General features: G+C 50.7%; 26 protein-coding genes. 15 read left to right on the top strand and 11 right to left on the bottom strand.

The annotated features are described in order from the left end of the window. The first annotated feature begins 88 nt into the window (after window positions 1–88). The 7 genes from H9Q13_RS08745 to H9Q13_RS08715 all read left to right on the top strand — a co-directional run bounded on the left by H9Q13_RS08745 (window position 89) and on the right by H9Q13_RS08715 (window position 7235). The gene (locus tag H9Q13_RS08745; RefSeq protein WP_191183419.1) at window positions 89–583 is read left to right on the top strand and encodes a F0F1 ATP synthase subunit B; all 495 of its coding nucleotides are present in this window, start codon (window positions 89–91) and stop codon (window positions 581–583) included. A 56-nt stretch (window positions 584–639) separates the two neighbouring features. Continuing rightward, window positions 640–1197 (top strand): ATP synthase F1 subunit delta, encoded by a 558-nt coding sequence (gene atpH / locus H9Q13_RS08740; protein WP_191183418.1) that lies wholly within the window; start codon window positions 640–642, stop codon window positions 1195–1197. A 2-nt stretch (window positions 1198–1199) separates the two neighbouring features. Further along, window positions 1200–2780, top strand: coding sequence for a F0F1 ATP synthase subunit alpha (gene atpA / locus H9Q13_RS08735; RefSeq protein WP_191183417.1), 1581 nt, complete (start codon window positions 1200–1202; stop codon window positions 2778–2780). Between the two features lie 69 nt (window positions 2781–2849). Next, window positions 2850–3737, top strand: a complete 888-nt coding sequence (gene atpG, locus H9Q13_RS08730) for an ATP synthase F1 subunit gamma (protein ID WP_191183416.1) — start codon at window positions 2850–2852, stop codon at window positions 3735–3737. A gap of 171 nt (window positions 3738–3908) precedes the next feature. Next, a complete protein-coding gene (gene pafA, locus H9Q13_RS08725) occupies window positions 3909–5609 on the top strand; it encodes an alkaline phosphatase PafA (protein WP_191183415.1) in 1701 nt (566 codons plus the stop codon). Window positions 5610–5660: 51 nt separating this feature from the next. After that, window positions 5661–6233, top strand: a complete 573-nt coding sequence (locus H9Q13_RS08720) for an inorganic diphosphatase (protein ID WP_191183414.1) — start codon at window positions 5661–5663, stop codon at window positions 6231–6233. Window positions 6234–6350: 117 nt separating this feature from the next. Then, window positions 6351–7235: a UbiA prenyltransferase family protein gene (locus tag H9Q13_RS08715; RefSeq protein ID WP_191183413.1), complete on the top strand. Its 885-nt coding sequence runs from the start codon at window positions 6351–6353 to the stop codon at window positions 7233–7235. Here the strand turns inward: H9Q13_RS08715 and H9Q13_RS08710 are convergent. The 4 genes from H9Q13_RS08710 to H9Q13_RS08695 form a co-directional block, all read right to left on the bottom strand. After that, window positions 7217–8743 (bottom strand): NAD(P)H-hydrate dehydratase, encoded by a 1527-nt coding sequence (locus tag H9Q13_RS08710; RefSeq protein WP_191183412.1) that lies wholly within the window; start codon window positions 8741–8743, stop codon window positions 7217–7219. The genes H9Q13_RS08715 and H9Q13_RS08710 overlap by 19 nt on opposite strands. Window positions 8744–8804: 61 nt before the next feature. Further along, on the bottom strand, window positions 8805–11219 hold the full coding sequence (locus H9Q13_RS08705) for a DUF5686 and carboxypeptidase-like regulatory domain-containing protein (protein ID WP_191183411.1): 2415 nt from the start codon (window positions 11217–11219) through the stop codon (window positions 8805–8807). A gap of 81 nt (window positions 11220–11300) precedes the next feature. Further along, the gene (locus H9Q13_RS08700; protein WP_191183410.1) at window positions 11301–12194 is read right to left on the bottom strand and encodes a phosphatase PAP2 family protein; all 894 of its coding nucleotides are present in this window, start codon (window positions 12192–12194) and stop codon (window positions 11301–11303) included. A gap of 85 nt (window positions 12195–12279) precedes the next feature. Continuing rightward, the gene (locus H9Q13_RS08695; RefSeq protein WP_191183409.1) at window positions 12280–13491 is read right to left on the bottom strand and encodes an NADH-quinone oxidoreductase subunit D; all 1212 of its coding nucleotides are present in this window, start codon (window positions 13489–13491) and stop codon (window positions 12280–12282) included. A gap of 157 nt (window positions 13492–13648) precedes the next feature. Here H9Q13_RS08695 and H9Q13_RS08690 point away from each other — a divergent pair, with 157 nt between their 5' ends. Next, on the top strand, window positions 13649–14545 hold the full coding sequence (locus tag H9Q13_RS08690) for an MFS transporter (protein ID WP_191183408.1): 897 nt from the start codon (window positions 13649–13651) through the stop codon (window positions 14543–14545). Window positions 14546–14725: 180 nt separating this feature from the next. Further along, window positions 14726–15199: an SRPBCC family protein gene (locus H9Q13_RS08685; protein ID WP_224744176.1), complete on the top strand. Its 474-nt coding sequence runs from the start codon at window positions 14726–14728 to the stop codon at window positions 15197–15199. Window positions 15200–15278: 79 nt separating this feature from the next. On the opposite strand, the gene H9Q13_RS08680 is transcribed toward H9Q13_RS08685, so the two are convergent. The 3 genes from H9Q13_RS08680 to H9Q13_RS08670 all read right to left on the bottom strand — a co-directional run bounded on the left by H9Q13_RS08680 (window position 15279) and on the right by H9Q13_RS08670 (window position 17160). Next, window positions 15279–15875, bottom strand: a complete 597-nt coding sequence (locus H9Q13_RS08680) for an NADH-quinone oxidoreductase subunit C (RefSeq protein WP_191183407.1) — start codon at window positions 15873–15875, stop codon at window positions 15279–15281. A gap of 55 nt (window positions 15876–15930) precedes the next feature. After that, window positions 15931–16548 carry an NADH-quinone oxidoreductase subunit NuoB gene (gene nuoB, locus H9Q13_RS08675; RefSeq protein WP_224744175.1) on the bottom strand — a complete coding sequence of 206 codons (618 nt, stop codon included), beginning with the start codon at window positions 16546–16548 and terminating at the stop codon, window positions 15931–15933. A gap of 120 nt (window positions 16549–16668) precedes the next feature. Continuing rightward, the gene (locus H9Q13_RS08670; protein WP_191183406.1) at window positions 16669–17160 is read right to left on the bottom strand and encodes an NADH-quinone oxidoreductase subunit A; all 492 of its coding nucleotides are present in this window, start codon (window positions 17158–17160) and stop codon (window positions 16669–16671) included. A 220-nt stretch (window positions 17161–17380) separates the two neighbouring features. Between H9Q13_RS08670 and H9Q13_RS08665 the strand changes: the two genes are divergently transcribed. Beyond that, window positions 17381–18808, top strand: coding sequence for a thioredoxin-like domain-containing protein (locus tag H9Q13_RS08665; RefSeq protein ID WP_191183405.1), 1428 nt, complete (start codon window positions 17381–17383; stop codon window positions 18806–18808). A 127-nt stretch (window positions 18809–18935) separates the two neighbouring features. Here H9Q13_RS08665 and H9Q13_RS08660 read toward each other — a convergent pair whose 3' ends face one another. Together H9Q13_RS08660 and H9Q13_RS08655 are read right to left on the bottom strand one after the other, a co-directional pair. Then, window positions 18936–19607, bottom strand: a complete 672-nt coding sequence (locus H9Q13_RS08660) for a YczE/YyaS/YitT family protein (RefSeq protein WP_191183404.1) — start codon at window positions 19605–19607, stop codon at window positions 18936–18938. Between the two features lie 105 nt (window positions 19608–19712). Continuing rightward, window positions 19713–20270 (bottom strand): DinB family protein, encoded by a 558-nt coding sequence (locus H9Q13_RS08655; protein ID WP_224744174.1) that lies wholly within the window; start codon window positions 20268–20270, stop codon window positions 19713–19715. A gap of 156 nt (window positions 20271–20426) precedes the next feature. Between H9Q13_RS08655 and H9Q13_RS08650 the strand changes: the two genes are divergently transcribed. Further along, the gene (locus H9Q13_RS08650; RefSeq protein WP_191183402.1) at window positions 20427–21107 is read left to right on the top strand and encodes a hypothetical protein; all 681 of its coding nucleotides are present in this window, start codon (window positions 20427–20429) and stop codon (window positions 21105–21107) included. Window positions 21108–21267: 160 nt separating this feature from the next. Here H9Q13_RS08650 and H9Q13_RS08645 read toward each other — a convergent pair whose 3' ends face one another. After that, window positions 21268–21555: an acylphosphatase gene (locus H9Q13_RS08645; RefSeq protein ID WP_191183401.1), complete on the bottom strand. Its 288-nt coding sequence runs from the start codon at window positions 21553–21555 to the stop codon at window positions 21268–21270. A gap of 201 nt (window positions 21556–21756) precedes the next feature. On the opposite strand from H9Q13_RS08645, the gene sdaAA reads away from it, so the two are divergent. From sdaAA to H9Q13_RS08630, 3 genes are all read left to right on the top strand, one after another. Further along, window positions 21757–22668, top strand: a complete 912-nt coding sequence (gene sdaAA, locus H9Q13_RS08640; protein WP_191183400.1) for an L-serine ammonia-lyase, iron-sulfur-dependent, subunit alpha — start codon at window positions 21757–21759, stop codon at window positions 22666–22668. A 250-nt stretch (window positions 22669–22918) separates the two neighbouring features. Then, on the top strand, window positions 22919–23656 hold the full coding sequence (locus H9Q13_RS08635) for a hypothetical protein (protein WP_191183399.1): 738 nt from the start codon (window positions 22919–22921) through the stop codon (window positions 23654–23656). 203 nt (window positions 23657–23859) lie between these two features. Next, window positions 23860–25116, top strand: coding sequence for a pyridoxal phosphate-dependent aminotransferase (locus H9Q13_RS08630; RefSeq protein WP_191183398.1), 1257 nt, complete (start codon window positions 23860–23862; stop codon window positions 25114–25116). A gap of 190 nt (window positions 25117–25306) precedes the next feature. Here H9Q13_RS08630 and H9Q13_RS08625 read toward each other — a convergent pair whose 3' ends face one another. Then, entirely contained in the window at window positions 25307–25771 is a 465-nt protein-coding gene (locus H9Q13_RS08625) for an Lrp/AsnC ligand binding domain-containing protein (protein WP_191183397.1), read from the bottom strand. Between the two features lie 154 nt (window positions 25772–25925). On the opposite strand from H9Q13_RS08625, the gene H9Q13_RS08620 reads away from it, so the two are divergent. Next, window positions 25926–26879, top strand: coding sequence for an asparagine synthetase A (locus H9Q13_RS08620; RefSeq protein ID WP_191183396.1), 954 nt, complete (start codon window positions 25926–25928; stop codon window positions 26877–26879). The last annotated feature ends 37 nt before the right edge of the window (window positions 26880–26916 follow it).

The following is a 26916-nucleotide window of genomic DNA, read 5'->3' as shown; positions in this document are numbered from 1 at the left end:
AGGTCAAATCCTAGTTAAATAGTTAAAAGTACAGTCAGCTATAAGGCTGGCAATCGATTAAAGTACCTAATATTCAAATTCATACACAATGGAATTAGTAACCCCAGGTATAGGTTTAATTTTCTGGCAGACGGTGACGTTCATCATCGTGCTGTTCCTGCTTTCCAAGTTCGCCTGGAAGCCTATTATGAATGCCCTGCACGACCGTGAGGCTTCTATTGAGAAAGCATTGAGCGCTGCTGAAAAAGCAAAGCTTGAGATGCAAGGCCTGAAGGCTGAGAACGAGAAGCTGTTGGCTGAGGCCCGCATGGAGCGTGACAAGATCCTGAAGGAAGCTTCAGACGCTGGTAACGCCCTGATTGAGTCTGCTAAGCAGAAAGCAAACGAAGAAGGTGGTCGCATGATCACTCAAGCACGAGAGGCTATCGAAAATGAGAAGCGTGCTGCCATCACAGAAGTGAAGAATATGGCTGCCGTGCTTTCTGTTGATATCGCGGAGCGTATCCTGCGCAAAGAACTGAGCAACCCACAGGCACAGCAGGAGCTTGCCAAGGATTACATCAAAGAAGTAACGCTTAACTAATCGTATCACATAGCCGGGCAAGCCGCATAGGTATAGGCCGGCCATAATAAAGCAATATGTCAGAAATTAGAATTGCTTCGAGATACGCAAAGTCACTGATTGAACTGGCGCAGGAGAAAGGTGTGCTGGAGCAGGTGAACGAGGACATGAACATGTTCGCGAGAACCCTGGACCAGAACAGAGAGCTGAAGCTCCTGATGCGCAATCCAATCGTGAAGTCAGACAAGAAGCTGGCCGTGATCAACGCACTGTTTAAAGGCAAAGTGAATGAAATGACTCTGGCCTTTTTCAAGATCGTAGCCCAAAAGGGCCGTGAGTCAGTGCTGGAGTTCATTGCCCCTGAGTTTACAAAGCAGTACAACCTGTACAAAGGCATCACAACCGCCAGTGTAACCACTGCTATGCCGCTTACAGAAGAACTGCGCAACGAACTTGGCCAGCGCCTGGTAGCCCAGACTGGTCAGAAAGTGGAATTGGAAGAAAAAATTGATCCGTCCTTGATCGGTGGCTTCGTGCTCCGTGTTGGCGATCAGCAGATTGACAGCTCTGTGAAGTATAACCTGAGCAAGCTGAGAAATAAATTTAAAGACAACCCCTATATCAATAAATTATAATCATGGCAGAAGTAAGACCTGACGAAGTATCAGCCATACTAAGAGAGCAGCTTTCCGGCTTCCGTTCTGAGGCAGAATTGGAAGAAGTAGGTACAGTACTGCAAGTGGGTGACGGTGTCGCTCGTATCTATGGCCTTTCCAAAGCACAGTCCGGTGAGTTGTTAGAGTTTGAAAACGGACTACAGGCGCTTGTTCTGAACCTGGAAGAAGACAATGTAGGTGCCGTAATGCTTGGCGACTACAGCGAAATCAAAGAGGGTGCCACTGTAAGAAGAACCAACCGTATCGCCTCTGTTAAAGTAGGTGACGGCATCATTGGCCGTGTGGTGAACACACTGGGTCAGCCGATCGACGGTAAAGGTCCTGTAGCAGGTGAGTTGTACGAAATGCCATTGGAGCGTAAAGCGCCAGGTGTAGTATTCCGTCAGCCGGTAAACGAGCCAATGCAGACTGGTATCAAGGCGATCGACTCCATGATTCCAATCGGCCGTGGTCAGCGTGAGTTGATCATCGGTGACCGTCAGACTGGTAAGTCTGCCGTTGCAATCGATACAATCCTGAACCAGCGTGAGTTCTTTGAAAAAGGAAAGCCTGTGTTCTGTATATATGTAGCTGTTGGACAGAAAGCATCTACTGTAGCGCAGGTAGTTAAATCCCTGACTGAAGGTGGTGCAATGGATTACACGGTAGTAGTTGCGGCTTCTGCTTCTGATCCGGCTCCTATGCAGTTCTTTGCTCCATTTACTGGTGCTGCCATCGGAGAGTTCTTCCGCGATACCGGCCGTCCTGCCCTGGTTGTTTATGACGACCTTTCTAAGCAGGCAGTTGCTTACCGTGAAGTGTCTCTGCTTCTTCGTCGTCCTCCAGGGCGTGAAGCTTATCCTGGTGACGTATTCTACCTGCACTCACGTTTATTAGAGCGTGCCGCTAAGGTAAACTCTTCTGACGAGATTGCCCGTAACATGAACGACTTGCCAGAGTCTATCAAGCACTTGGTAAAAGGTGGTGGTTCTTTGACTGCCCTTCCGATTATTGAGACACAGGCTGGTGACGTTTCGGCTTATATCCCAACAAACGTGATCTCGATCACAGATGGTCAAATCTTCCTGGAGACCAACCTCTTCAACTCAGGTATTCGTCCTGCGATTAACGTAGGTATCTCTGTATCGCGTGTGGGTGGTAACGCTCAGATCAAGGCGATGAAGAAAGTATCCGGTACGTTGAAGCTTGATCAGGCGCAGTTCCGTGAACTGGAAGCGTTTGCTAAATTTGGTTCTGACCTGGATGCCGCTACCAAGCTGACAATTGAGCGTGGTCGCCGTAACCTTGAAATCCTGAAGCAGCCACAGTTCTCTCCAGTGCCAGTAGAAGAGCAGGTAGCCATTATCTACTGCGCTACAAACGGCCTTCTGGACAACGTGCCAGTGTCTGAAGTAAGAACTTTCGAGAAAGACTTCCTGCGCACTATGCGTGCTCAGCACCAGGACACACTGAACGCACTGTTGGCCGGCAAACTGGACGACGAGACGACAGGTGTTATCAAGCAGGTAGCAAGAGAGCTTTCTGCCCGTTACAAAAACTAATATTTGGTTATGAGTTAGAGACTGCTGACATGAGGCGGTCTCTAACTTTATGCTCATAACAAACATAATATGGCAAGTTTAAAAGAGGTTAGAAGCCGCATTACATCCGTATCGTCTACTCAGCAGATCACCAAAGCCATGAAAATGGTAGCGGCTGCCAAGTTGAGACGTGCCCAGGACAACATCCTGAGAATGCGTCCATACGCGCAACGACTGGGTGGTATCCTGACTAACCTGTCTACTCTGACCGAAGGTTCGGTGTCGAACAAATACTCTGAAAAGCGTGAAGCCAACAGAGTGCTTGTGATTGTAGTGACATCTGACCGTGGTCTGGCCGGCGCTTTTAACTCTAACATCATCAAGGCGGCCACTTCCCTGGCGCAGAGCAAATACCGCAGCCAGCAGGAAGCAGGTAACCTGACTTACCTGACTATCGGACGCAAAGGCTATGAAGCACTAAGCAAGCGAGGTTTCAAGGTGATCGGTGACTATACCGGTACTTTCGCTAACCTGTCGTTTGATACGGTGCGTGTGGCTGCAGAGCGTGCCATGGATGGCTTTATGACGCGTGAGTTTGACCAGGTGGACTTGATTTACAACGAGTTCAAAAATGTGGCAACTCAGATCGTGCGCACCGAGCAGTTCCTGCCAATAGAGGAAAAACCGGTTGAAGAGACAGCTTCATCCGTGGTGTCTGACTATACATTCGAGCCTTCTAAAGAAGAGATCATCGAAGAGTTGATACCGAAGTCACTCAAGATTCAGGTATACAAGGCAGTACTCGAGTCAAACGCTTCGGAGCATGGTGCCCGAATGACTGCGATGGATAAAGCAACCGAAAATGCCGGTGAGCTTTTGAAGGAACTGAAGCTGACCTACAACAGGACACGTCAGGCAGCCATTACCAAAGAGATTCTCGAAATCGTGGGTGGCGCAGAGGCTCTGGCTTCAAAATAAGAAGTAAGACAACCAACATATAAGCAACGCCCATCAAATCCGGTGGGCGTTCTTTTTTTGTTGAAAGATTGCCTGCAATGTTATATTATTGTTAAAACACCAAAATAGGAAATTGGGCAGGTAACAAGTCAAATCCTGAGACCTATATTTGAGAGAGCCAATAAGATAGACATGAATTTTACAAAAGTTAAGACTGGTGCCAAATCACTTTTAGCGCTAACTTTTATCCTGCTGGTGCAGGCCTGCGCTTCAACAACGGCCATCCCCACTGCTGACAACGTTGGACAGGATGTAACCGGTGTAGATGGCAGACCAAAACTGGTGGTAGGTATCGTGGTGGATCAGATGCGTTACGACTTTCTGTACCGCTATTGGGACAAGTACAGCGAAGGTGGTTTCAAAAAACTGGTTAAGCAGGGTTTTAACTTTAAAAACACACAATACAGCTATGTGCCGACTTATACTGGTCCGGGCCATGCCTCCATCTTTACGGGAAGTGTACCGGCCATAAACGGTATCATTGGCAATGCCTGGTTTGACCGTAGTACAGGCACATCGATGTATTGCGTTGAAGACAAGACTGTAAAAACCGTAGGCAGTACGTCAGATGCTGGTCTGATGTCGCCACGCAACCTGCTGACTACCACCATAACCGACGAACTGCGCCTTTCAAATAACATGCAGTCGAAAGTAGTGGCGATTGCCTTGAAAGACAGAGGGGCCATTTTGCCAGCCGGGCATACCGCTAACGGAGCCTATTGGTTCGATTCGCCTACCGGCAACTGGATCACCAGTACTTTCTACGCAAATGAATTACCTGCCTGGGTGCGAGAGTTTAATAACCAGAAACACCCGGATAGGCTGATGCAAGAGGTATGGAATACCTTGCTGCCGATTGAGCAGTACACGGAGAGCACAGCAGACGATATGCCTTGGGAGCGTGCGCTGCCCGGCGAGAAACATCCGGTTTTCCCGCACAACATACCGGCCCTTAAAGGCAAAGATTATGAACTGATCCGGTCTATACCCGCCGGTAACAGGCTGACAACAGATTTTGCGCTGGCAGCATTACGCGGTGAGAATTTGGGTAAAGGAAAGCACACCGACTTCCTGGCGCTCAGCTATTCTACCCCCGACTATACTGGGCACTCCTTTGGGCCAAACTCCATTGAGGTACAGGACGTTTACCTTCGCCTGGACCGTGAGATCGAAGAGCTCATCAATGTATTGGAAAAGGAAGTTGGGAAAGGCAATGTGCTGATGTTCCTGACAGCGGATCACGGCGCGGCGCATGTGCCTGCTTATATGGAGTCTTTGAAGATCCCGTCAGGTATAGCCACTTCAGGCGTTATGAGCGATTCGCTGGAACTGCACCTGAACAAAACATTTGGAAAAGGACGCTGGGTAGAGCGCTATACCAATCAGCAGGTATACCTGAACCATAAAACTATAGCTGGAAAGAAGCTGACCAGACTAGAGGTGCAGGAGGCGGCTGCCAACTATGTCATGCGGTTTGATGGCGTGGCCAAAGCTATTACGGCAGAGGCGATACAGCGTGCCGGCTGGGCCGGTGGCCTGATGTCGCGTCTGGAGAGCGGTTACAATGCGCAGCGTTCCGGCGATGTGATTGTGGTGCTGCAGCCAGGCTGGTTCGAGGGCTACGGCAACGGGCCGCAGAAGGGGACAACGCACGGCTCGTACAGCAACTACGACACGCACGTGCCGTTGGTGTGGTACGGCTGGAAAGTAAAGCCGGGCGAAAGCTCTGCTGAAACAGCTGTTTCGGATATTGCGCCGACCATTGCTTCCTGGCTGTACATACAAGAGCCAAACGGAAGCGTGGGCAAGCCATTGCAGGAGTTAATGAAGTAACATTATTTGCCGGATCATTCTTTCCGGCAGACATTTAAGTATAAGAAGAATATGAACGAGAATTTAGAAAGAAATAACCCGTGGCATAGCGTAAGCTATGGTGAAGAAGCCCCGGCAGTAGTGACTGCCATCATTGAGATTCCGAAGGGTTCCAAAGCAAAGTATGAACTGGACAAGGACAGCGGCATGCTGAAACTGGACCGTGTGCTTTTCTCTTCGGTAAACTACCCAGCCAACTATGGCTTTATACCTAAGACCTATTGCGACGATAAAGACCCACTGGATATCCTGGTGATTTGCTCGCTGGACGTGCAGCCCATGTGCCTGATCGACGCGAAAGTGATCGGTGTAATGCGCATGATCGACAACAACGAGGAGGATGACAAGATCATCGCCGTGGCCAACAACGACATGTCGGTACGTCACATCAACGATATCTCTGAGTTGCCGCCGCATACCCTGTTGGAAATGCGCCGTTTCTTCGAGGATTACAAAAAACTAGAGCACAAAGAAGTAATCGTGGAGCAGTTCCTCGGTCGCGAGCCAGCTTATGAGATCATCCAGGAAAGCATCAGACTATACAATGCTACTTTTGGAGAGCCACAGCCAAAAGACCTGATCTAAAGATTTTTACTTTTCCTGTTAAGCCTGACGTAGATTCAAACCTGCTTCAGGCTTTTTTCATTTATACCTGAGTGGGCCTTGCTTGCAGCAGCAGATTTACGAACTTGCAATAGAGGTATGCGCAACGAACAAGAGATAAAGACAACGGATGCCAAGGCTATACCTGCACTGATCAAAGGGTTGGTGGAGGCTTTGCTGTATAGCAGCCTGTTCATTTCTGGCTGCGCATTTTTCCTCACCATCGAAACCTACCTGCTGACAGGTATAGCCGTATCGGTGCCGATGGCGCTGTTCGTGTTCCTTGCGACATTATTTGTTTACAACACAAGCAGTATACAACGCACTTGGCGTGGTTGGAACAGGGCCGGGAGTGAGCAAGCCTGGGGAATCCGATATCAGAAGCAACTAGCAGCGGTGGCTATGCTGAGCCTGGTTGGCGCGATCACGATCTATTTTGTATACGGGCTCCGGATCAACTTCTGGCTTGTGCTCTTGCTGGCACTCATCTCGGTTGGGTATACTGTGCCCTTGCTATTCCGGCGGGTGAAGCCACTGCGAAGTGTGCCGCTGCTAAAGGTGTTCCTGATTGCTTTGGTGTGGTCGGTTGTCACGGTGCTGTTCCCTTTGGTGGACGCGAGCGTCGAAATAGAGGCCGGGGCATTGCTGCTTTGGGCCAGGCGCTTCCTGTTTATCTTGGCGCTGGCCCTGCTCTTCGATATTCGGGATTATACCTACGACCGCAATACCCGCACGCTCACTTTTCCGGGCTTGATCGGTGAGGGCTATACCCGGCTACTGTCCTTATCGCTTTTGCTGCTATACCTGGTTTTGGTCAGCTACACAGAAAATGGGCCGGTACTGATTGGTCTGGTAAGCGCTACCCTGGTGGCTAGTTTGATTGTGTGGCACGCTTCGGAAGAAAAACCGAGAATATACTATGCCCTGCTGGCCGATGGCGCCATGCTGGTGCACTTTGCCTTTGTCTATCTGGCCCTATCCTGATTAGCTGTCAGATGTTGAAAGGCCTGCGGGAGATGCTCGATCACATCGGAAGCAATAAGCGCGATTTCTCCCACTGAGGCTTCCGCCAAATCTCCTGCCAGCCCATGCACATACACGCCAAGCTGGCAGGCCTCTTTTAAACTATACTGTTGCGCAACCAAAGCCGTGATGATGCCGGTCAGTACATCGCCGGTGCCACCTGTCGCCATACCTGCATTACCGGTAGTATTAAAATAGATATCCCCTTCCGGCGTGCAGATGGCAGAGTGACTACCCTTGAGCACCATGTAACAGGTATACTCCCGGCAAAACCTGCGAAGTTCCTCTAACCGATCATACTCATTTTGGGTTTTGCCGACAAGCCGCTCAAACTCTTTGGGGTGGGGCGTGAAGATGATCTTGCCTTTCGGGAGTTGCGCCTTCAGTTTTTCGCTGCTGGCTATCAGGTTGATCGCGTCGGCATCGATCACCAAAGGCAACTCGGTGGTAGCAAGCAACTGGCCCAGCAGCGTTTTGGTGACCCGCTCCGTTCCAATACCGGGGCCTATACCAAGGGCGTTGTGCTTCTCGAGCGACTCGGGCAATCTGGACAAATGCTTGCGGTGTGGGTCGGGCAAAAGCATGGCTTCGGGCACGGCAGTTTGGAGCACGTCGTAACCGATGGCTGGTGCTTGTACTGAGAGCAGGCCCACCCCACTCCGAAGGCAGGCACGGGCGGCGAGTACGGCAGCACCCATTTTTCCATATCCGCCACAAATCAGCAGCGCATGGCCGTAAGTACCTTTGTGCGAGAACTTTTTTCGGGGTTTGAGCAGCTGCTGTATTTCTTCCTGGTTGATAAAGTGGTTATTCGTTTCTGCTCCTTTGATATACCTGGGGCTAAGGCCAATCGGAACGGTATGCCACTCTCCTACATACAGATGGTGCTGCGGCAGAAAGAAGGCCAGTTTTGGCAGCTCGAAGCTTACGGTATAGGCTGCCTGTAGGATGGCGCTCTCTAGTGGTGTTTGCTTGTCGGTATAAAGGCCAGACGGTATATCGATGGACGTGACGCAGGCGGCGCTTTGATTAATTCTGTCGATGGTTTCTGCAAATAGCCCGGTTACAGGCCGGGACAGGCCGGTGCCGAACAGCGCATCGATCACGCAGGCATCGGCAGGTATAGCTGGCAGGTCCTTTTTGCTTTTGATTGCTTGTGGCGTTACTTCGTGTGGCAGCCTTTCTAGATTGATCTGAAAATCATGTGAAGTCTGGTCTCCTTCGTTAACAAGGTATAGCTGCACGTCGTACAGCCGCTGGTGCAGCAGGCGGGCCACTACCAGACCATCGCCGCCGTTGTTGCCGGGGCCGCAGAAGATGTAGACCGGTTGCTCCGGCGTGAACTTGTTTTCGAACCAGCCCGCAAAGGCCCTGCCCGCCCGCTCCATCAGTTCTTCAGACGCAATGCTTTCCTCCTGGATGGTCTGTGCATCGGCTTCTCGGGTCTGTGCTGCGGATAGGATTTTCATTTTAGCGTAGCGAAGGCGTTAGACTTAACTATACTTTAGAATGCGGAGATGGTTGTAAGGCCTAAAATGCCAGCGTGGCGGTGAGCTTCAGCTTCAGGTTATCCTTGGCATCGGGCAGTGCATACGGGCCGTAGCGGTAAAATGCACCAACGCCTATACCTGAAAAGGCCGAACTGATGACATTGTTGAGCATAAGACCGGACTCAAAGAAACCTTTTCGCATGTCGCTGTACTCCAACGTAGACAGTTCAGGTATAGTCTGTCGCAAATCCCCGATACCAATGTTCTGGACAAGCACCAGGTCGGGTTTGAAGATTTTGGTTCGGATTAGTCGCTTGCCCAGGTCCTGGCGCAGGAAAAGGGCGGCGTAGCGGTCAGCGAAAAACTCGTAGGGACGCATGGTCTCAAAGCCTTCGCCGGCATATACCTTGTAGTTGGAGCTGTAGCTGCCGTAGCCATTGTAGAGACTCACGAAAGGAGCATTGCCCTGCACCAACCCGCCCACCAGGGTAACAGTGGTTTCTCCGAGGCTCCGCTGCCGGAAGGTGCCTTCTGCCCGAAGATCCAGCCTATTATAGGTATAGCCGTCGCTGCCGAAGGCGTCTATCCCCTGGGTATACTGCAGCCACAGCACAGGATAGGGTGTAGCCAGGGGCATGGTCCGGTTGAAAAGCCGCATGTATTGCTCGCCATAGGCAAATCGCATACCTAGAGTCGCTTCTGTTATGTTGTATTCCGGCTGCGGTACTTCTGGTTCCGGGGTGAAAAACGGGAGTGTCGGGCGACGTTGCTCCTGCCGTATACCTGTCTGCAATTGCACGTAACGCAGCACACGTCCAGAGAGTGTTGCACTGCGTTGAGTCGTATAATCCAGGTAGGGCAGCACGGCCGGGCGCAGGTCACTGAGCAGACTACGCTCCCGGAAAGGCAACCGGCGACCTCCGGGTTCCTGCACATCCTCAGCGAATGCCGCCGAAAGGGTCAACTCCGACGGTTTGTGTAACTTAATAGCTGCGTCAGCCCCATATTTGTGTTCCTGGTCCCGCAGGCCGTAACCCCAGTAGCCACCCACCGAGAAGCGCTCAGAAAGCAGGTCATTCGTATGGGCACCTATACCCAGGCGCATACCCTCGAAGCGGCTCACCTTAAACAAGCGGTTCAGGTCGAGACTGATGGGGCCGATAGGGAGTTGCTTTGCCACCAGGTACTCCATCGTGCGGATGGTACGGTCGAGTTTCTGCTCTTTGCCCACGCTGTCAAGGCGCTGGTAAGTAACCTGCTCTTTTATGGATAGTGAATCGGGGCGGTACTGCTGCCAAAACTGTTCGGGCTGACGCCAGGCGTTGGGTTGCTGCTCCAGGGCGATGACATTAAAGTCGCTTCGCCGCAGCGGTGGGTTGAGGTTTACGTTGGTGATGTAGGTGCGAATATGCCCAAAAGGCTGGTGGCCCCGCATGTAGATTTGCTGCACGGTCAGCTCCACGTCCAGTTCCGCCGGGAACCATTGCCGGTTGTCTACCTTCACAAACTGCTGCTGCAGCTTCAGTCCCCTTTTCTCATCCGCCGGTGACTCGGCGATCACATTCTGCACCGCCCAGCCGTCGCTGTTTATATACAGCAGCCCCTTTAGCCCATCGAAGTTCTTGCCGGGCTGTGGCGCATAAGAAATGATAAAAACTGTGTCTGACCCCACCACAGCAGCTTCCTGCAGCACAAAGTCATACTTCCGGATACTGCCCGTGCTCAACGGACTCAGATAGCGTTTGCCAAAAAACACCGGCATGTCGTCGTATACCGAAAACTCGCGCGCCTCGGCAGCCACCACCCCAAAACTTGGTTGCTGCAACCCTGATACACGGGTAGCCAATATGGTTTCTTTCGAGAAGTTGGGACTTAGGTGGGCATAGTCCGTGATGCTTTCCATCAGGAAGAGGTGCTGCTTGGCGAGCAGGTCGCGCATGCGCAGGGTCGATGAATCCTGGGAAGAGAGGCTAAGCGTATCGCTCAATTCCAGGTCAGCGGGTGCGGTGGCAGTCAGGATGAACTTGTTGTAGGTGCGGTAGGTATAGGCCGGAATGTTTTCGGTGCGGTGTCGCTCCCGGTTTTGGTTGGCCAGTTGGATGATGCGGTGCGCCGGATTCACACCGGAGCGGATGACCACTTCCTTTATTTGTGCTGCAGCGGGGGATAGCGCAATGTTAATCTGAGAAACTGAGTCAGGTACAACTGTTTGCGGCGCATAGCCCACATAGCTGAAGCGCAGGCTCGTTATGGGGTGGCTGTGGCGGAGTTGGTATTGGCCCTCCAGGTTGGTCGTGGTGCCGGTCTCGCCTTCATTCACGACAACGCTCACAAATGGAAGTTTCTCCCGGGTGGTGGCATCGCGCACGGTACCTTGCACAGTGTATACCTGTGCGGAAGCGGTTATGGCATACAGCCAAAGGGATAGCAGCAGGAGCAGGTGGCGCTTGGACATGGAGTAAAGATATAAAAAAGAACTGGCGCCCCTCCACTTACAGGAAAGGCGCCAGTTTATACCTGAAAGCAGGCCGGAAGGTTAGAACGTCACCGAAAGGCCCATCCCCGGCTGTCCGCTCGGCAGCACGACTGGCACCACCATGGTATTGTAGCCTTTGTTCTGGAACAGCTTGTCGTGTAGCCAGTATACCGTGTTGGTCGACAGTATACCCACACCGGCCCCGGCCAGCACATCGGCCATCCAGTGCTTGTTGTTCATCACGCGCAGTGCCCCGGTCGCTCCCGCCAAGGTATAGCTACCCACACTTATCCAGGGGCTCTTGTGCCGGAATTCCTTGTCAACAACCGTGGCGATGGTGAAGGCATAGGCCGTATGGCCAGAGGGGAAGGCATGTTTTTCACCGTTGGGACGCTCCATGTTAGTCCACCTTTTGGCAGGCCACACAATGGCAGAGGTCAGTACGCCGGAGGCCAGCAAGAGAGCCGTCTGACGGGGCATTTCGTGGCGGTTCTGAGACGAGAACGCGTTAAAGCCATACATGTATGCTATCGGCAGAAACATGAGGTAGTCATCCACCTTCGTGCTGAAATTGGGGATGGTCTTGTGTCGCAGGTCGCGGGCATCGTGGCTGCTGTAAAAGCCATTTCCCTGCATGGTATACACCCCGGCACCGATCAGGGCGGCGGCTGGCAGCACCGCACGGGTCAGGTAACGCTTATTGCTTCCCTCAAGCAGCTGTGATTTGGTGAACGGCTTTTTCTGGCCTGGGTATACCGTGTCGGCAGGTATAGCCTGGAGCGTCCTAACGGATGGTAATTCCGCCATATCAGGTATAGCCGTGTAGGATGGGACAGGTGAGGCGTCAGAAAACAGCGGCAGCGTATGTTGCTGAAGCCGGGTTTGCGCCAGTACTGGTTGGGCCAGCACACTCAGCCACAGCAAGTGCACTGTCAGGATTTTAGATAGTTTCAAAAGCTGTAAAAGGTTTTGTTGTTAAAAGCCTCTTAGTAAACCTTTTGAGTGTGAAAATCGTGCCGTGACGGCATGTGTTTTTGAGTTAGCGGTCTACTTCGCCCAGTACGATATCTATGGAGCCCACTATAGCGATAAGGTCGGCCACCATGCAGCCACGGCTGATTTCTGGCAGTACGGACAGGTTCACAAAACTAGGGGCACGGCCATGGCAGCGGAAAGGCACGTCGCTGCGGTCGGTGGTGCGGAAGAAAAAGCCGAGTTCGCCGCGCGGTGTTTCGCCCCGGAAATAAAGCTCCTGCGTGCCGGTCATGCGCATTTTCTTGGGACAGGTCGCCTGCGGATCAAAGTCCGGGGTGCGCTTGTGCTCACCGGTTAGTTTGTCAAGGCACTGGCTGATAATCTTGACAGACTCGCGGCACTCCAGCGCGCGTACATAGTTGCGGTCCCAGCAGTCGCCGGTGCTACCCATAATACCTTCACCGATCGGCACTTCGAACTCCAGTTCCGGGTATACGCTATACCCATCGACGCGGCGCAGATCGTGGCGCAGGCCCGAACCACGTAGCATAGGCCCGGAGCAGCCGTAGTTGATGGCCACATCCAGCGGCAAAATGCCCACGTTGGCAGTGCGGTCTATGAAGATTTTATTGGAGAGTAAGATGGTATCCAGCTCATCCAGTTTAGGTTGCAGGTAGTTGATAAATTCGCGACAACGCTCCTCAAACCCGATAGGCAGATCATAATAAAGCCCTCCCACCCAGATGTAGTTATACAACATGCGGGCCCCGCTAACCCACTCGAGCAGGCGCTGTATGTGTTCGCGGTCGCGCAACAGCCACAGAAAAGGCGTGAAAGCCCCGATGTCGATGGCGTAAGTGCCGATAGCCAGAAAGTGAGACGCCAGGCGGTTCAGTTCGGCCACTAGCACCCGGATATACTCTACCCGCTTTGGTATCTGATCGCTTATACCCATCAACTTCTCTACGCCCATGCACCATACATGCTCAGAGTTCATGGCAGCCAGGTAGTCCATGCGATCCACGTAGGGGATGGTCTGGTTATAGGCCATGCTCTCGGCGTGCTTCTCGAAGCAACGGTGCAGGTAGCCGATGTGCGGGGCTACCTCTGTCACAATTTCCCCGTCGGTTACCACCTCCAGGCGCAGTACACCGTGCGTACTCGGGTGCTGCGGCCCCATGTTCACGATCATCTCACCCGCACGCAGGTGATCCAAGCTGAACTTGTTCGGCTCCGACTGCAGCAGGTAATCTTTGTAGATAGTTGACTGGCTCAAGTGCGAATGGTTAATGATCTCCAAAGTTCGGAAAAATGGCGGAATTATATAGAAGTTCGTTTTGGAAGATGTTTTAGTCGGACTTACGTTATATATTATTAGGCATATATAGTATATTCGTTAGTCCAGTTACGTTTATACAGTAGTTACCCACCATATGAAAAAAGAGTTCGTCATATCAATAATAATTAGTCTGACATTTTTGTCTTTAGGCTTCGCATTGCTTCACTACGAACTAATTGGATATGGACTTTCATTCTTTGTGTTCTTGCCATTTGCACTCGGATACATTTTAGGGAAATCAACAATTAAGACAATCAGCTTGTGGGGACTTATTATTTCCCTTGCCATTTTCTTCATTTTACTTTTAGCCGGGGGACTTGAAGGAATGGTTTGTATTTTAATGGCAATGCCTTTAATCATGATTGCAATAGCACTTGGAGCATTTCTAAAACATGTCATTAAAAAGTACCGCAATACAGACAAGGAAGACAACTTGATTAAAAGTTCGATTTTACCGTTTTGCCTCTTTCTGACATTCGGATTCATAGAAACAGAACTGACAAAAAATGATCAATTCATAATTGAAGTCAAATCAGAGATAATTCTTCCTTATTCTTCGATTCAAGTTTATGAGACTATAAAGTCAGTTGACACACTTGATGCTGAAAAACCTTTCTTGATGAAACTTGACTTACCAATTCCTCAAAAGTGTGTGCTTGAAGAAGAAAAGGTTGGCGGAATAAGGACATGCTACTTTCAAGGCGGACAAATAGTTGAAAAGATAACCGCACTTGAAAAAGGCAAAGTTTTGAAAATGGACGTAATCGACTATCAATTAACGGGAAGAAAATGGCTCGGCTTTAAAGAAGCAATTTATCTCTTTGACGAATTAGAAAACGGACAGACAAAAATGACAAGAATAACGACTTATACTTCCGAACTATATCCAAGATTCTATTGGAGACCATTGGAAAAAATTGGAATTGAACAGGAACATGAATACGTATTCAGCAACTTGAAAAAAGACTTAAAAAATAAATACGGTGGGTAACAAAGCATATAGTTTATGGCGAGTGAACGGCTGCCAGCTAGGCTTTCGCCTCCTTAGCCAGCTTTGGTTTCGGTGGACAGGAACGTGCTTCGAAACCGCCACAAGCCATATGCAAACCGTTGGCAGTATTTAATGTCGCAGGTGACCCAACCGTAGATAGAAAGTTCAAACAAAACCAATATGGTAGCGACCAGTGTGGCAACAGTAGAAACGCAAATGCTTATCAGAAAACCTGTCGCAACAGTTTTTCAGGCATTCATTGATCCGGAAATCACGACCAACTTCTGGTTTACAAAATCGAGCGGAAAATTGGAGACAGGGAAAACAGTAAGATGGGAATGGGGCATGTATGGCGTCTGGGCGGACGTTCTGACAAAGGAAATAACACCGGATAAACTAATTGCAACAGAATGGGGCGATCCTGCCACCAAAGTTGATTACTTGTTTACCGCATTAACAGATGAAATGACGTATGTGGTAATCAAAAATTACGGGTTCAAAGAAACAGGAGACGATTTAATTCAGGCAATTAAAGACAGCACAGGCGGTTTTACGACCGTTTTAGACGGACTAAAAGCATATTTGGAACATAATATCAAACTAAATTTAGTGGGGGACAAATTTCCTGCAGCGGTAAGAAACTTGGGGAAATAAGTAGAAAGATAGGTGTAAAAACCTCTGACAGCAGGTATAGCACATAGCGTGAGGAGTGCCAGCCAAGGCTTAAAACATCCTACTCTGGCTTCTCCCGTTTGTCCGGGAATGGGTCTTCTGACGAGATTATCTTCATCGGCTCACCACGAAAGCCGCTATACTCATTGTGTTGGTCGTAAGGCACTTTGATGCCATGGTAATAGTCTTGCAACTGGTAATCCTTCCGGAGCGGGTGGCCCTCCCAGTCGGCCGAGCACAGGATGCGGCGCATATCCGGATGACCCTTGAAGTAGATGCCAACCAGGTCGAAAATTTCCCGCTCCTGCCAGTCGGCGGTGCGCCAGATGTGGCTCACAGTCGGTACGGCAGGTATAGGCGTTTCGGTGTCGTTATTGCGCGGCACGATCACTTTGAGCATCAGGTGGTGATCGTAAGGTATAGCGTAGAGGTTATACACCACTTCCATAGTGCCTGCCTCCGGGCCATTGTCTATACCTGTCACGCTGGAGAGGAAGTCGAAGTAGGTGAGTTCATTGTCGTGCAGCTCCAGGCATATCTCCGCCAGGCGCTCCGTCTGAAGCACCAGGTATGGCTGCAGGTTGTTTGTCGTTTCCGAAACGATCACCTCCGCCCCAAACTGCGCGACTATAAAATCTTTTAGCTCTCCGAAGTTCATTTTAATTTTGAATGAGTGGATGAGTGATTGTGTGAATGAATAATAATTAAGGGATTTAAGCGATTGGGTTTTGCTGATTTTTCATTTCAAACTCATCGTTTCCTTCTACAAAGCGCTCTCCTGCCTCCTGATTCGTCATTTCGGAATTATCATTATTCATTCTTTTCGACATAATTTGCTGCACAGCTCTCGGGGCACGTATGGTTTCCTGGCGAATGATCTCCTGCAGTCGCAAAAATCCACCGATCAGTGCCTCGGGCCTTGGCGGGCAGCCGGGTACGTACACATCCACTGGTATAATGCGGTCCACGCCCTTCACTACATGGTAGCCATGCTCCCAGTAAGGACCGCCGCAGTTAGAACAAGAGCCCATCGAGATCACATAGCGCGGCTCTGGCATTTGTTCATACAGTCGGCGCACCCGGTCAGCCATTTTGAAAGTAACCGTTCCGGCCACAATCATCACATCCGACTGACGAGGTGAGGCACGAGGGATAATGCCAAAACGGTCCAGGTCGTAGCCGGAGGCGTAGGCCCCCATCATCTCGATGGCGCAACAAGCCAACCCGAAACCCATCGGGAATAGCGAGGTCAGTCGCGCCCAGTTGAGCAGGTCGTCCAGTTTGGTGATGATCACACCGCCTTCGCCCGTTTTGTCCTGTGGAGTATTCAAGTGGGATTTAAAAATTAGAAATTAAAGATGATTTTGAGTGTTCAATCAGCAGCCATTGAAATTGCTAACGATTGGATATCAACCACGCGTATTAACTGTTTATTGATTACTGTTAACTGATCACTGTTTGTTCCTGTTTCGCTGTTCGTTCACGCGCTGGTATACCTCCATCGGTATACGGGAGCGGCTCTTTGGCACTACAGGTTTCGGCTTTATCCAGTCGAGGTGGCCTTTGGCCCAGGCATAGGCCAACCCGAGTACAAGCACGCCGATAAAGATGAACATCTCGATCAGCGCAAACCAGCCCCAAACTCCGTTGGTCGCCTCAATCAGGTCGCGGCGGCCAAACACTGTCGCCCACGGGAACAGGAAAGCCAGCTCCACGTCAAAAATGATAAAGATGAGCGCCACCACATAGAACCGCGGATTGAACTGTACCCAGGAGTTGCCGATCGGCTCCTCCCCGGATTCGTAGGTGGTCAGCTTTTCTGCATTGGGCCGGTGCGGGCGGATAAGCCTGGCTGTGAACAGACCAATGACCACGAAGATTGCCCCCCCGATCAGAAAGAGCAGGATTGTCCCGAAGTCCGACAAATAAGTTTCTTCTGCCATAGTGCCGCAGCGTTTACACAAATTTACAAGAAATTCAGTTAATCTCGCTTTTTTAGGTGAGGCCTGGCTGGTGATGGAGAGGTGATAGGTTTCGCTGGCTTATAGTATCTGCCCTGCCATTTCAAGAAAGGAGTTTAACAGCTTCTCAGAAACATACCCTTAACAACCTTTCCATACCTATACCTGTACCCAATAAAACATCACTTAAACATAAACCACTATGCTTACCGGACGCGTCAATGCACCAGAGATCAACACACCACATGGCTGGCTCAACACCGACCGGGCCTGGTCTATCAAAGATTTCAGGGGCAAGATCGTGCTGTTGGATTTCTGGACCTTTGGCTGTATTAACTGCCAGCACATTGTGCCGGACCTGAAGCGGCTGGAAGAGGAGTTTGCCGATGTGCTGGTCGTGATTGGGGTGCACTCGGCCAAGTTTGATGCCGAAAAACAGAGCGAGACGATCAGGCAGGCGATCCGCAAGTTTGGGATTGAGCACCTCGTCGTGAACGATGCCGATTTCAGAATATGGGACCAGTTTGGCATTAAGGCCTGGCCAACTACCGTGCTGATAGACCCGCATGGCAAGGTGGTCGGGCAGCATGCGGGCGAAAGCGTGTATGACACGGTGCGACCCTACATCCAAAAGATGAAAGAGGAATTCAAGGAGGAGCTAAACCAGGAACCCCTTCGGTTTCATGTAGAGCAGCCCGAAGAGCATTCGCTTTACTTCCCTTCCAAACTCATCAGCGACAGCGAAGGCAACCTATACCTGTCAGACAGCGGCCATAACCGGATCCTCAAGCTCAACCAGGAAGGGCAGGTACTGGAGGTGATTGGGAGCGGCGAAAGGGGCTTTCACAACGGGGGCTTTGCCGACACTACGTTTAATGAGCCGCACGGATTGGCACTGCACGGGAATACCCTGTATGTAGCAGACTCCAAAAACAACGCTATCCGGAAAGTAGACCTGCTGCACAAGATGGTCAGTACAGCGGCCGGTACAGGAGAGCTGGAATATTACTTTTACGAGGACAAGATCGGGGAGCCGGTGAACCCCAACAGCCCCTGGGATTTGCTCATACATGGAGACAGTCTGTTTATTGCCAGTGCCGGTAACCACCAGATATTGCGCCTAGACCTGGAAACGGGCCAAGTATACCGCTTTGCCGGCAGTGGTCGCGAAGCACTTACCGACGGAACCTTGCATGAAGCAGCTTTCAACCAGCCCAGCGGACTGGCCATAAACGGCGATGTGCTCTACGTGGCCGATGCCGAAGCCAGCGCCATCCGGACTGTCAACCTCAAAACCGGGATGGTGCTGACCCCGCTCGGTCGGGGCCTATTCGATTTTGGGGATGTGGATGGTCCTGTGGACGATGCCCTGCTGCAGCACTGCCTAGGCCTGGAGATCATCGATAGCGACGTGTACATTGCCGATACCTATAATGGCAAGGTGAAAGTGCTTGACATGGACCGCCATCGTGTACGCACCCTTGCCGATGGTTTGCAAGAGCCGAACGATGTGCTATACCTGAATGGCCAACTTTGGGTGACCAGCACCAATAGTCATCAACTCTTTAAAGTGGACCTGCACTCAGGAGACAAGCAAGAGGTGAAAGTTATTAAGAGTCTCGAGTCCTGAGTCTTGAGTTGAGAGTAGTTTTGTAGGGACAGGTCGCGACCTGTCCGAAGCGTTACCCGACCTATCTGAGCGTGCATGAATAACAAACACCGATCAACGAATAACGAACAACGATCAACGAAATAGGCTATACCTTTACACCCGGATGAGCACGCTGGTTCGGTTGGTGCGCAACATCGGGGGCGGGTACTTCGATCAGGCTGTTGCGGAGTTTCTGGAAAAAGCGAAGCGTGACCTGAAAGATCGGGCTCATGATAAAGGTATAGAAAAAAGTCGCGATAAAGATTGGCCCACCCAGCAAATAGCCAATGCCGAGTACGACACACTCCACGAGTATGCGCGTTCGGCTTACCGAGAGTTTCGTCCTTTCAGAGAGTGCCAGCATAAAACCATCCCGTGGGCCAGCGCCCACTCCTCCGGCAATGTAAAGGCCTCCGGCTATACCTGCTATAATGATCGAAACCGCCAGATTAAGGTAATCGAGCGGGGTGTTAGTGGCTGTTGGCAGAATATCGAGCCAAAGGAACAGGTCCATGAAGGGGCCGATAAGCAGGGCGTTCAGGAAAGTACCCACATTGATGTACTTCTTGTTAATGAACCAGGAAATGGCCACAAAGAACAGGCCGACCAGTGCACTCCAGGTGCCAATGGTAAATCCCATCTTCTGAAACAAAGCCACATTCAGCACTTCCCAAGGGTGCAGACCCAGGTACTTTACCTTTACGGCGATGGCGTTGGCGAAGCCAAACAGCAGCAACCCCAAAAAGAAAAAACTATAGCTAACTACTTTTTCGCGCATTGTCAGAGTGTCCCTTTTTGAGCCGGGACTGGGCTAGAACAAACATGGGCGCAAGAAAGTTAAATTTAGCCGGATATCATGCAAAATAATGTGGCAACAACGGGCTCAGGCCGCATTCTGCTTGTCGGGTAAATGCTGCTTCACACGCAATGCCTGCTGTAAATGTCGCTCCTGGTGCAGCACCATAAACTCCAGCGTTTCCCCGATCCGGAGTTTCAGTAGTTTGAAGAACTCTACAGGTATAGCCTTTTTGTTCAGGTTGGCTCCTTTGGCTTTATCCAGCAGTTGCAGCAGCTCGGTCTGGTGGTCCAGAAACTCCTCCAGCGTCTGGCGGCCTAGCTGGCTGTCGTTGGGGTTCATGCGCTTTAATGTCGTGTTCTTTTTGCCGTTGTCCGGGCGCACCATGTCCAGCGACTTTTTGCCGAGCCAACTGTAGCTGATCGTTTGTAGGAAATTGCCGCCGGAGTTGCTGGCGATGGCTTTGGCCAGGGCCGGGTTGTAGTAGCGGCTATACCTGTTCAGGTGCTCGAGGCACTCCAATATGCTCCAGCTATCGGGCGCAGGCTTGTGGAGCAGCAGGGAGAGGTCCATTGGTGCAAACGAACTGATAACGGTGTGCTTTTGATTGCTGGCGAGCCGGATAAGCTGTTCTAAAGTGTTCATAGCGTTCATGATTTTATTTTGTACGCTCCAAAGGTATAGATCGTCTTAACCTGAATCCTTGACGGCAATCAAGATTTATGATGTTTGCTGTGAGTAATCTAGTATTATTTTAAATTTTTCTGTAGTTTAAACACCTCAATACAAAAAACATCCGGTATGAAACCTGTTACAATGCGCTTTGTCTTATTGCTGCTCACTTGCGGCCTGTTTTCTGTAGATGCCTTTGCGCAGTACACGCAGACCAACGATATGGAAGGGCGTCCGGTGCACGAGTATAGCACCATCAATATGCAGGGCTCACCTTATCTATACCCGGATTTTGCGCAGGGGACTATCCTGCTCAAGAACGGCACCATTTACCAGGGCATCAACATGATGTATGACCAGGTGAAGGACGTGATCGTGTTTAAGGGCAAAGACGGGAAAGTGAAGGAGTTGATGGAGCCCGTTCAGGAGTTCAAGATCAATTTTATCCAGAACAACCAGGCCACCGAGAAGACCTTCCGCAGAGGCTTCAGTGGCGATAGGCTTTCTCCTGAGGCTTATTTGGAAGTACTGGCCGATGGCAACACGGTGCTGTTGAAGCGAACGACTAAAAAGATTTTTGACCGCAAAAACTATAGCTCTGCCACTATCAACCGGGAGGTGCAGGAGGCCGAGGATTATTATGTCGCTACTGGCAACAAGGTAGTGAAGGTGAAGAAAACCAAAAGCTCATTGCTGGCCGCCATGCCTGACAAAGCTGATTACCTGGAGTCATATATCAAGTCCAATTCCCTGATCTTGCGCAACGATAGCGACATGGCCAAATTGGTGGCTTATTATAATACCCTATAACGAGACGAGAGGTATATATGCGGCAGCATGCGGCTGGTGGAAAGGTATAGCATTTGCTCTACCTGCCCCAGCCAGATCGGAAAGACATGTTGGTGCAACTGTATCTGCTTCTTTCAAAGCGGAGGTTATGTAATTTAATCTCTTTCGGTTGTAAGGTGCCTTACCTCCTCTGCCTAAACCCCACAAACCCCTCTAGCCCATCCATCTCTACCACCTCTACTTTCTCAACCCGCGCCTGGTCGGGGCCTTGGTGCGCCCATCTTTCTAACTCTTTCAGTGCCTCCAGGTTTCCTTCGGCTTCGAGGTATACGGTGCCGTCATCTTCGTTTTGCACGAAGCCGGTCAGGCCAAGCTCCAGCGCCTTCTCCTGTGTGCTGGCCCGGAAGAACACACCTTGCACCTTGCCGTGCACCCGCATCGCGACGCGTTTCTTGTTTTTGTTTTCCATCAGGTATAAGTCTTTTTCTAAAATCAGAAAAACGGGCAGCGCAGGTATAGGTTATGCGCAGTTGGGTATATGGTTTCCAGAACGTTTATCCCTTGCCGTCGTGTTATCAAGTGGAGCAGGAGTATAGCTGATTCCTGAAATTTAGATTATCTTTAACGCCCCCTTGCGCGAAAGCTGCGGGGCAGGTATAAGCCATACAATATGTCATTACTATTCAACGATTTTAAGAGCTGGGAAAAGCATTGCGCTGAAACCGGCGAACCATTATACCAGCCCGTTCTGGATTACGAGGTAGAGCAGAAGGGCCGCACCGAGGCATTCATCTGGGAGAACATTGCCAAAGCCTATGAGGTGATGAAGGATGCCGTGCATACCGGCCTGACCGAAGATATGACCTCACGCTCAGGTATGGTAAACAACAGCGCCAAGAAAGTAGCCAAATCGCCGGTGACGGTGCTATCGCCGGAGTTTCAGATGTTGGTGTCGCGCGCGCTGGGTGCCAAGGAGGTAAACTCCTGCATGGGGCGTGTGGTGGCGGCTCCTACGGCGGGCGCTTCCGGTATACTGCCCGGTACGCTTACCACGCTGCAGGAACTGCATGGACTGGAAGACCGCAGCATACACGAAGGCCTGTTGGTGGCAGCAGGTATAGCGCTCATTATTGAGCAGAATGCCTCATTGGCCGGAGCCGTGGGTGGTTGCCAAGCGGAAACAGGAAGTGCAGCGGCCATGGCGGCGGGTGCCATTGTGTACTGCCTCGGCGGAAATGTAGAGCAGGTGTTCACGGCAGTGGCCATTACCATACAGTGTATGCTGGGCTTGGTATGCGACCCTGTGGCGGGGCTGGTAGAGGTGCCCTGCATCGTGCGCAACGCCAGTGCGGCAGCCATCGCTTTCTCTTCATCTCAAATGGCTATTGCCGGCGTTAGCGCCGTTATACCTGTCGACCAGTGCGTAGCGGCCCTCGGCGAAGTAGGCGAGAGCATGGAGCGCAAATACAAAGAAACAGCCCTTGGCGGTTTGGCCAACACCCCGAAAGCCCGCGAAATAGAGAAGTTCGTGCTGGTGCAGGACGTAGAAATTCTGCCGGACGAAACCGAGGAAAACAGCTAGAGTTTAGGAGTTTGAGAGTTTGGGAGTTAAGAAGGGAGCAACTTCATATCTTAGCTAAATCAGATAAGGGCAGTGGCTATGTCAAGTCGCGGCCCTTATTTTTTTTATCCCTATACCTTCTGTTCCGGGACCTTCATCCTTAAAATCCTTTAATCCTGCGAATCCTGATTCAGAACATGATTTCACGGCATAATATATGAGCGTGCTATCGACACAACTATCGTGTTGTAAATAGCTCAGTTTGTATACTATGAAAAATGTACTGCTAAGAGTAGCGTTGGCCGGAGTGCTGGCGCTGCCATCCTGCACCTTGCCTAACATGGCAGTGGAACCAACCTTTAAAGAGCAGTCGCAGGAACTGACGGTAGAGGGCCGTAAAGCTTATAAACCTAATGGCAGCTTTATGGTTGGCAACTATCGTGTTGCCCAAGTGAACCGTGGCTGGAGGAATGCCAGTGGTTTCAGTATGCTCGGTTATGAGAACATCAAAATGAACCAGCGCTACGAGTTCAGCTTGCAAAGCCCTGCGGGCGATCAGTGGTTCGCATTTGGGGCCAGCCGCTTGCAGGAAAAAAACCTGCGGTCAGACAATGGCATAACCTTGGCAGTGGGTAAGAATCTGGAGTATTTTGTGACACACTTCACTTCGCCTGTAAGCGGACAATGGTGCTTGCTTACCGTAGACCCGGGGCAATATGTGTTGCGCAAAAAGTTTGAAGGCGAACTAAGCAACGGAGGCCAGCACTATAAAATAGCCCCAATTTATAAACTGGAAGGCTCCAAACTGCCTGCCGGCGATATAGTGGGCTATGAATTTCTGCAAGATGGCAAGCGGATGGCGGCGGTGCAAGTCATCAACCACGGCAAGGTATGGCTGGCGAAGGAGCTAGAAGAAGATAGTCGTATGGTACTGCTCACAGCGGCATCCTCGCTTTTGCTGTACGATAAGTTACAGGGCACCACCGACGAAATGGCCGACATGCGATAAATTTATCTGTATCTGTTTCAGAAGAAGCGGCACTTAAAGCTAGTGCCCTTCGTTCTATGTATAATTCCTGTTTTCAGTGAAGCGCCTGCGAGTTGTAGAATTCTTGCAGGCGTTTTTTTGTGCAGCACAGGTATAAGCTCGTGTCTTGATTAGGTAAAAATGCCGGAGAGTTAGTATCTTGTTGCGTACTAATTCACAGGCGCATGACCGTTTCAAGAATGGCCCAAAACCTCATCGGCTCCGAGATCATCAAGCTCGCCGGTGAAGTCAACGCAATGATTGCCAAGGGGGAACAAATCTGTAACCTCACTATTGGCGACTTCGACCCCAAGATATTTCCTATACCTGGCGAACTGCGGGCTGGTATAACCGAGGCCTACGCCGAGGGACATACCAACTACCCGCCTGCCAACGGGGTGGCCGTGCTCCGCAAAGCCGTAGCCGACTTCACCCGTGACAGACTGGGACTAACATATCCGGAGAATGATATCTTGGTAGCCGGTGGCTCACGCCCGCTTATCTATGCTGCCTATTTGGCCGTTGTCGACCCAGGTGATAAAGTCGTATTCCCCACCCCGTCGTGGAACAACAACCACTACTGCCACCTATCAAGCGCCACGCCTGTGATGGTAGAGACCAGCCCGGACAACAATTTCATGCCGACCGCTGCTGATGTAGCTGCCAGCCTGAAGGGAGCAACCTTGCTGGCCCTTTGCTCTCCGCTGAACCCGACCGGTACCATGTTCTCTAAGAAAGACCTCGAGGACATTTGCGATTTGGTGATCGCCGAGAACAAGAGCCGCGCGGCAGGTGAAAAGCCGCTGTATATGCTGTATGACCAAATCTACTGGATGCTGACCTTCGGTGAGCACAAGCACTACGACCCCGTAAACCTGCGCCCTGAGTTGCGCGACTATACCATTTACATCGACGGCACCTCCAAATGCTTCGCAGCCACGGGTGTGCGTGTAGGTTACGCCTTCGGACCAACCGAAGTGATCGATAAGATGAAGTCTATTTTGGGTCATGTGGGTGCCTGGGCTCCTAAAGCCGAGCAAATCGCAACGGCCCGTTTTCTTCACCAGGCCGAAGCGGTGGATGTATTCCTGGATGAATTTAAACACAATGTGCGCGAAAGTCTGGATGTGCTCTACGACGGGTTCAAAGACTTGAAAAACGAAGGCTACAGTGTGGACGCCATTGAGCCGATGGGGGCGATCTACCTTTCCGCTAAATTTGACCTGGCCGGCAAAACCACGCCATCAGGCCAGGTGCTGCAAACCAGCAAGGACATCAGCTTTTACATACTCGAAGAGGCCAAATTGGCTGTGGTACCGTTCTCTGCCTTTGGTTCTGCTCCTGAGTTGGCCTGGTTCCGACTATCGGTAGGGGGTGCCTCTCTGGAGAGTATAAAAGACTCGCTCGGGAGGTTAAAAGAAGCGTTGCAGAAGTTGAAGTAATTAAGACAAGTAAAACAGCAAAGCCGCCCTCGACTAGTTCAGGGCGGCTTTGCTGTTTTGTTAGTAAGGTATAACTCACAAATTGGCGACACGGTGCTTGCTAGATTTGTCGCAATAGACGCTAACCTAGCGCGGGACTCAGTCCCGTGCCAAGCCATAAAAGCGAGTCTGCGACTCGCGAAAGCCAATCCTACTCCACTCCAACCGAAATTTGCCTTGATATACTTTCTTCCAGTGAGATAAAGGTTTCCGTGCGGTGAACCCCTCCTATACCTTGTATATGCACGTTGAGCACTTCGCGCAGGTGCTTGGTGTCGCGGCAGATGATCTTGACGAACATACTGTAGGAACCCGTAGTGTAATGCAGCTCCACGATCTCAGGTATGTCACGCATTTTCTCCACCACTTCTTTGTAGGCTGAGCCTTTTTCCAGAAACACCCCGATAAAGGCGCAGATATCATAACCGATCGCTGCCGGATTTATCAGTAATTGGGCGCCCTGCACAATGCCCATCTCTGTCAATTTCTTGAGGCGCACATGTATTGTGCCGCCCGAAACACCCAGTTCTTTGGCAATATCTGTATAAGCACGGTTCACATTCTGCATGAGCAGGTGCAAAATCTGTCGGTCAAGTTTGTCAATTTGTAAATCCATTCCCTTAATATATGCTTGATTTTAGACGTTCAGCAAAATTAAAAACTATATATTGATTAATTTTTAACAAATGTATTTAAATGTTAAATAATTTTCAATAAAAATAATCAATAAGTATGTTTGTAATATATCAACCCATTAAAAAATAGATAGAATGGAATTGCAAACATTAACAGAACCGACGGCATTGGAAGCTACGATGAAGCACCTGAGCCGCACGTCCCTGCCCAAAGTGCTCCAGGTACAGCAGGGGATTATCCGTGCCACGCACGACTTTATGTTCAAGAAAGGGCTGACGCAGCTGATGCCGCTTATGCTCTCGCCCATCACCGACCCGCTCAACCACGGTGTGGTAGATGCCAGCATTGGGTATGCCGATCAGCGCTGGAGCCTGACCAAGTCGATGATTTTTCATAAACAGCTGGCTTTGGTGAACCCCGAACTGGAGAGCCTGTATATCGTGTCGCCTAATGTGCGTCTTGAGTTCTCGGACCGTGCTGACACCGGCCGCCATTTGTTTGAGTTCACGCAGGTGGATTTCGAGTTTCGGGGCAAAGATCGCTTCTTTGTGATGGAGTTTATGGAAGAACTGGTGAACTACATCTTTGCCCGCCTGAACAAAGAGATTCCTGAAATCCTGATCGAGTTGCGTGGTGAATTGATGCCGCAGTATGAGAAGTGGCCAGTGCTCCGTACTGAAAAATTAGAGGCCGCTCTCGGCTCTGACTATGAGAAGCTGAAATCGGAGGAAGCGACAGAGCCGTTCTGGCTGATCAACCATAAGCGTGAGTTCTACGACAAAGAAGACCCAAGCCGCCGCGGTACTTACCTGAACTATGACGTGATCTGGCCAGAGGGTTTCGGTGAAGGCTTGTCAGGTGCAGAGCGGGAGCACGAGCACAAGCAAATACTGAAGCGCATGGACGAAGTGGGAACCAGCACCGATACCTTCAGGCACTACCTGGAAGTGGCCAAAGCGGGCTTACTGCCTAAAACCGCCGGTGCCGGTTTCGGTGTGGAGCGTATGACGCGGTTTATCTGCCGTCTGAAAGATGTAGATGAAGTAACGGTATTCTCGCGCAAACCATGCACAGCAGCAATTTTTTAAAGATATAGCGTATGGATGACGGTAATAATAGTAGCTT

It is taken from the genome of Pontibacter aquaedesilientis, assembly GCF_014773225.1.
GTDB classification, from domain to species: domain Bacteria; phylum Bacteroidota; class Bacteroidia; order Cytophagales; family Hymenobacteraceae; genus Pontibacter; species Pontibacter aquaedesilientis.
The sequence above is the reverse complement of the archived record's forward strand: the minus strand, read 5'-3'. Positions and strand labels throughout refer to the sequence as shown.

Excerpts from the sequence above, each read along its gene's own strand:
- H9Q13_RS08745 (WP_191183419.1), top strand. The coding sequence starts at position 89 with ATGGAATTAGTAACCCCAGGTATAGGTTTAATTTTCTGGCAGACGGTG.
- atpH (WP_191183418.1), top strand. The coding sequence starts at position 640 with ATGTCAGAAATTAGAATTGCTTCGAGATACGCAAAGTCACTGATTGAA.
- atpA (WP_191183417.1), top strand. The coding sequence starts at position 1,200 with ATGGCAGAAGTAAGACCTGACGAAGTATCAGCCATACTAAGAGAGCAG.
- atpG (WP_191183416.1), top strand. The coding sequence starts at position 2,850 with ATGGCAAGTTTAAAAGAGGTTAGAAGCCGCATTACATCCGTATCGTCT.
- pafA (WP_191183415.1), top strand. The coding sequence starts at position 3,909 with ATGAATTTTACAAAAGTTAAGACTGGTGCCAAATCACTTTTAGCGCTA.
- H9Q13_RS08720 (WP_191183414.1), top strand. The coding sequence starts at position 5,661 with ATGAACGAGAATTTAGAAAGAAATAACCCGTGGCATAGCGTAAGCTAT.
- H9Q13_RS08715 (WP_191183413.1), top strand. The coding sequence starts at position 6,351 with ATGCGCAACGAACAAGAGATAAAGACAACGGATGCCAAGGCTATACCT.
- H9Q13_RS08710 (WP_191183412.1), bottom strand. The coding sequence starts at position 8,743 with ATGAAAATCCTATCCGCAGCACAGACCCGAGAAGCCGATGCACAGACC.
- H9Q13_RS08705 (WP_191183411.1), bottom strand. The coding sequence starts at position 11,219 with ATGTCCAAGCGCCACCTGCTCCTGCTGCTATCCCTTTGGCTGTATGCC.
- H9Q13_RS08690 (WP_191183408.1), top strand. The coding sequence starts at position 13,649 with ATGAAAAAAGAGTTCGTCATATCAATAATAATTAGTCTGACATTTTTG.
- H9Q13_RS08685 (WP_224744176.1), top strand. The coding sequence starts at position 14,726 with ATGGTAGCGACCAGTGTGGCAACAGTAGAAACGCAAATGCTTATCAGA.
- H9Q13_RS08680 (WP_191183407.1), bottom strand. The coding sequence starts at position 15,875 with ATGAACTTCGGAGAGCTAAAAGATTTTATAGTCGCGCAGTTTGGGGCG.
- H9Q13_RS08670 (WP_191183406.1), bottom strand. The coding sequence starts at position 17,160 with ATGGCAGAAGAAACTTATTTGTCGGACTTCGGGACAATCCTGCTCTTT.
- H9Q13_RS08665 (WP_191183405.1), top strand. The coding sequence starts at position 17,381 with ATGCTTACCGGACGCGTCAATGCACCAGAGATCAACACACCACATGGC.
- H9Q13_RS08660 (WP_191183404.1), bottom strand. The coding sequence starts at position 19,607 with ATGCGCGAAAAAGTAGTTAGCTATAGTTTTTTCTTTTTGGGGTTGCTG.
- H9Q13_RS08655 (WP_224744174.1), bottom strand. The coding sequence starts at position 20,270 with ATGAACACTTTAGAACAGCTTATCCGGCTCGCCAGCAATCAAAAGCAC.
- H9Q13_RS08650 (WP_191183402.1), top strand. The coding sequence starts at position 20,427 with ATGAAACCTGTTACAATGCGCTTTGTCTTATTGCTGCTCACTTGCGGC.
- H9Q13_RS08645 (WP_191183401.1), bottom strand. The coding sequence starts at position 21,555 with ATGGAAAACAAAAACAAGAAACGCGTCGCGATGCGGGTGCACGGCAAG.
- sdaAA (WP_191183400.1), top strand. The coding sequence starts at position 21,757 with ATGTCATTACTATTCAACGATTTTAAGAGCTGGGAAAAGCATTGCGCT.
- H9Q13_RS08635 (WP_191183399.1), top strand. The coding sequence starts at position 22,919 with ATGAAAAATGTACTGCTAAGAGTAGCGTTGGCCGGAGTGCTGGCGCTG.
- H9Q13_RS08630 (WP_191183398.1), top strand. The coding sequence starts at position 23,860 with ATGACCGTTTCAAGAATGGCCCAAAACCTCATCGGCTCCGAGATCATC.
- H9Q13_RS08625 (WP_191183397.1), bottom strand. The coding sequence starts at position 25,771 with ATGGATTTACAAATTGACAAACTTGACCGACAGATTTTGCACCTGCTC.
- H9Q13_RS08620 (WP_191183396.1), top strand. The coding sequence starts at position 25,926 with ATGGAATTGCAAACATTAACAGAACCGACGGCATTGGAAGCTACGATG.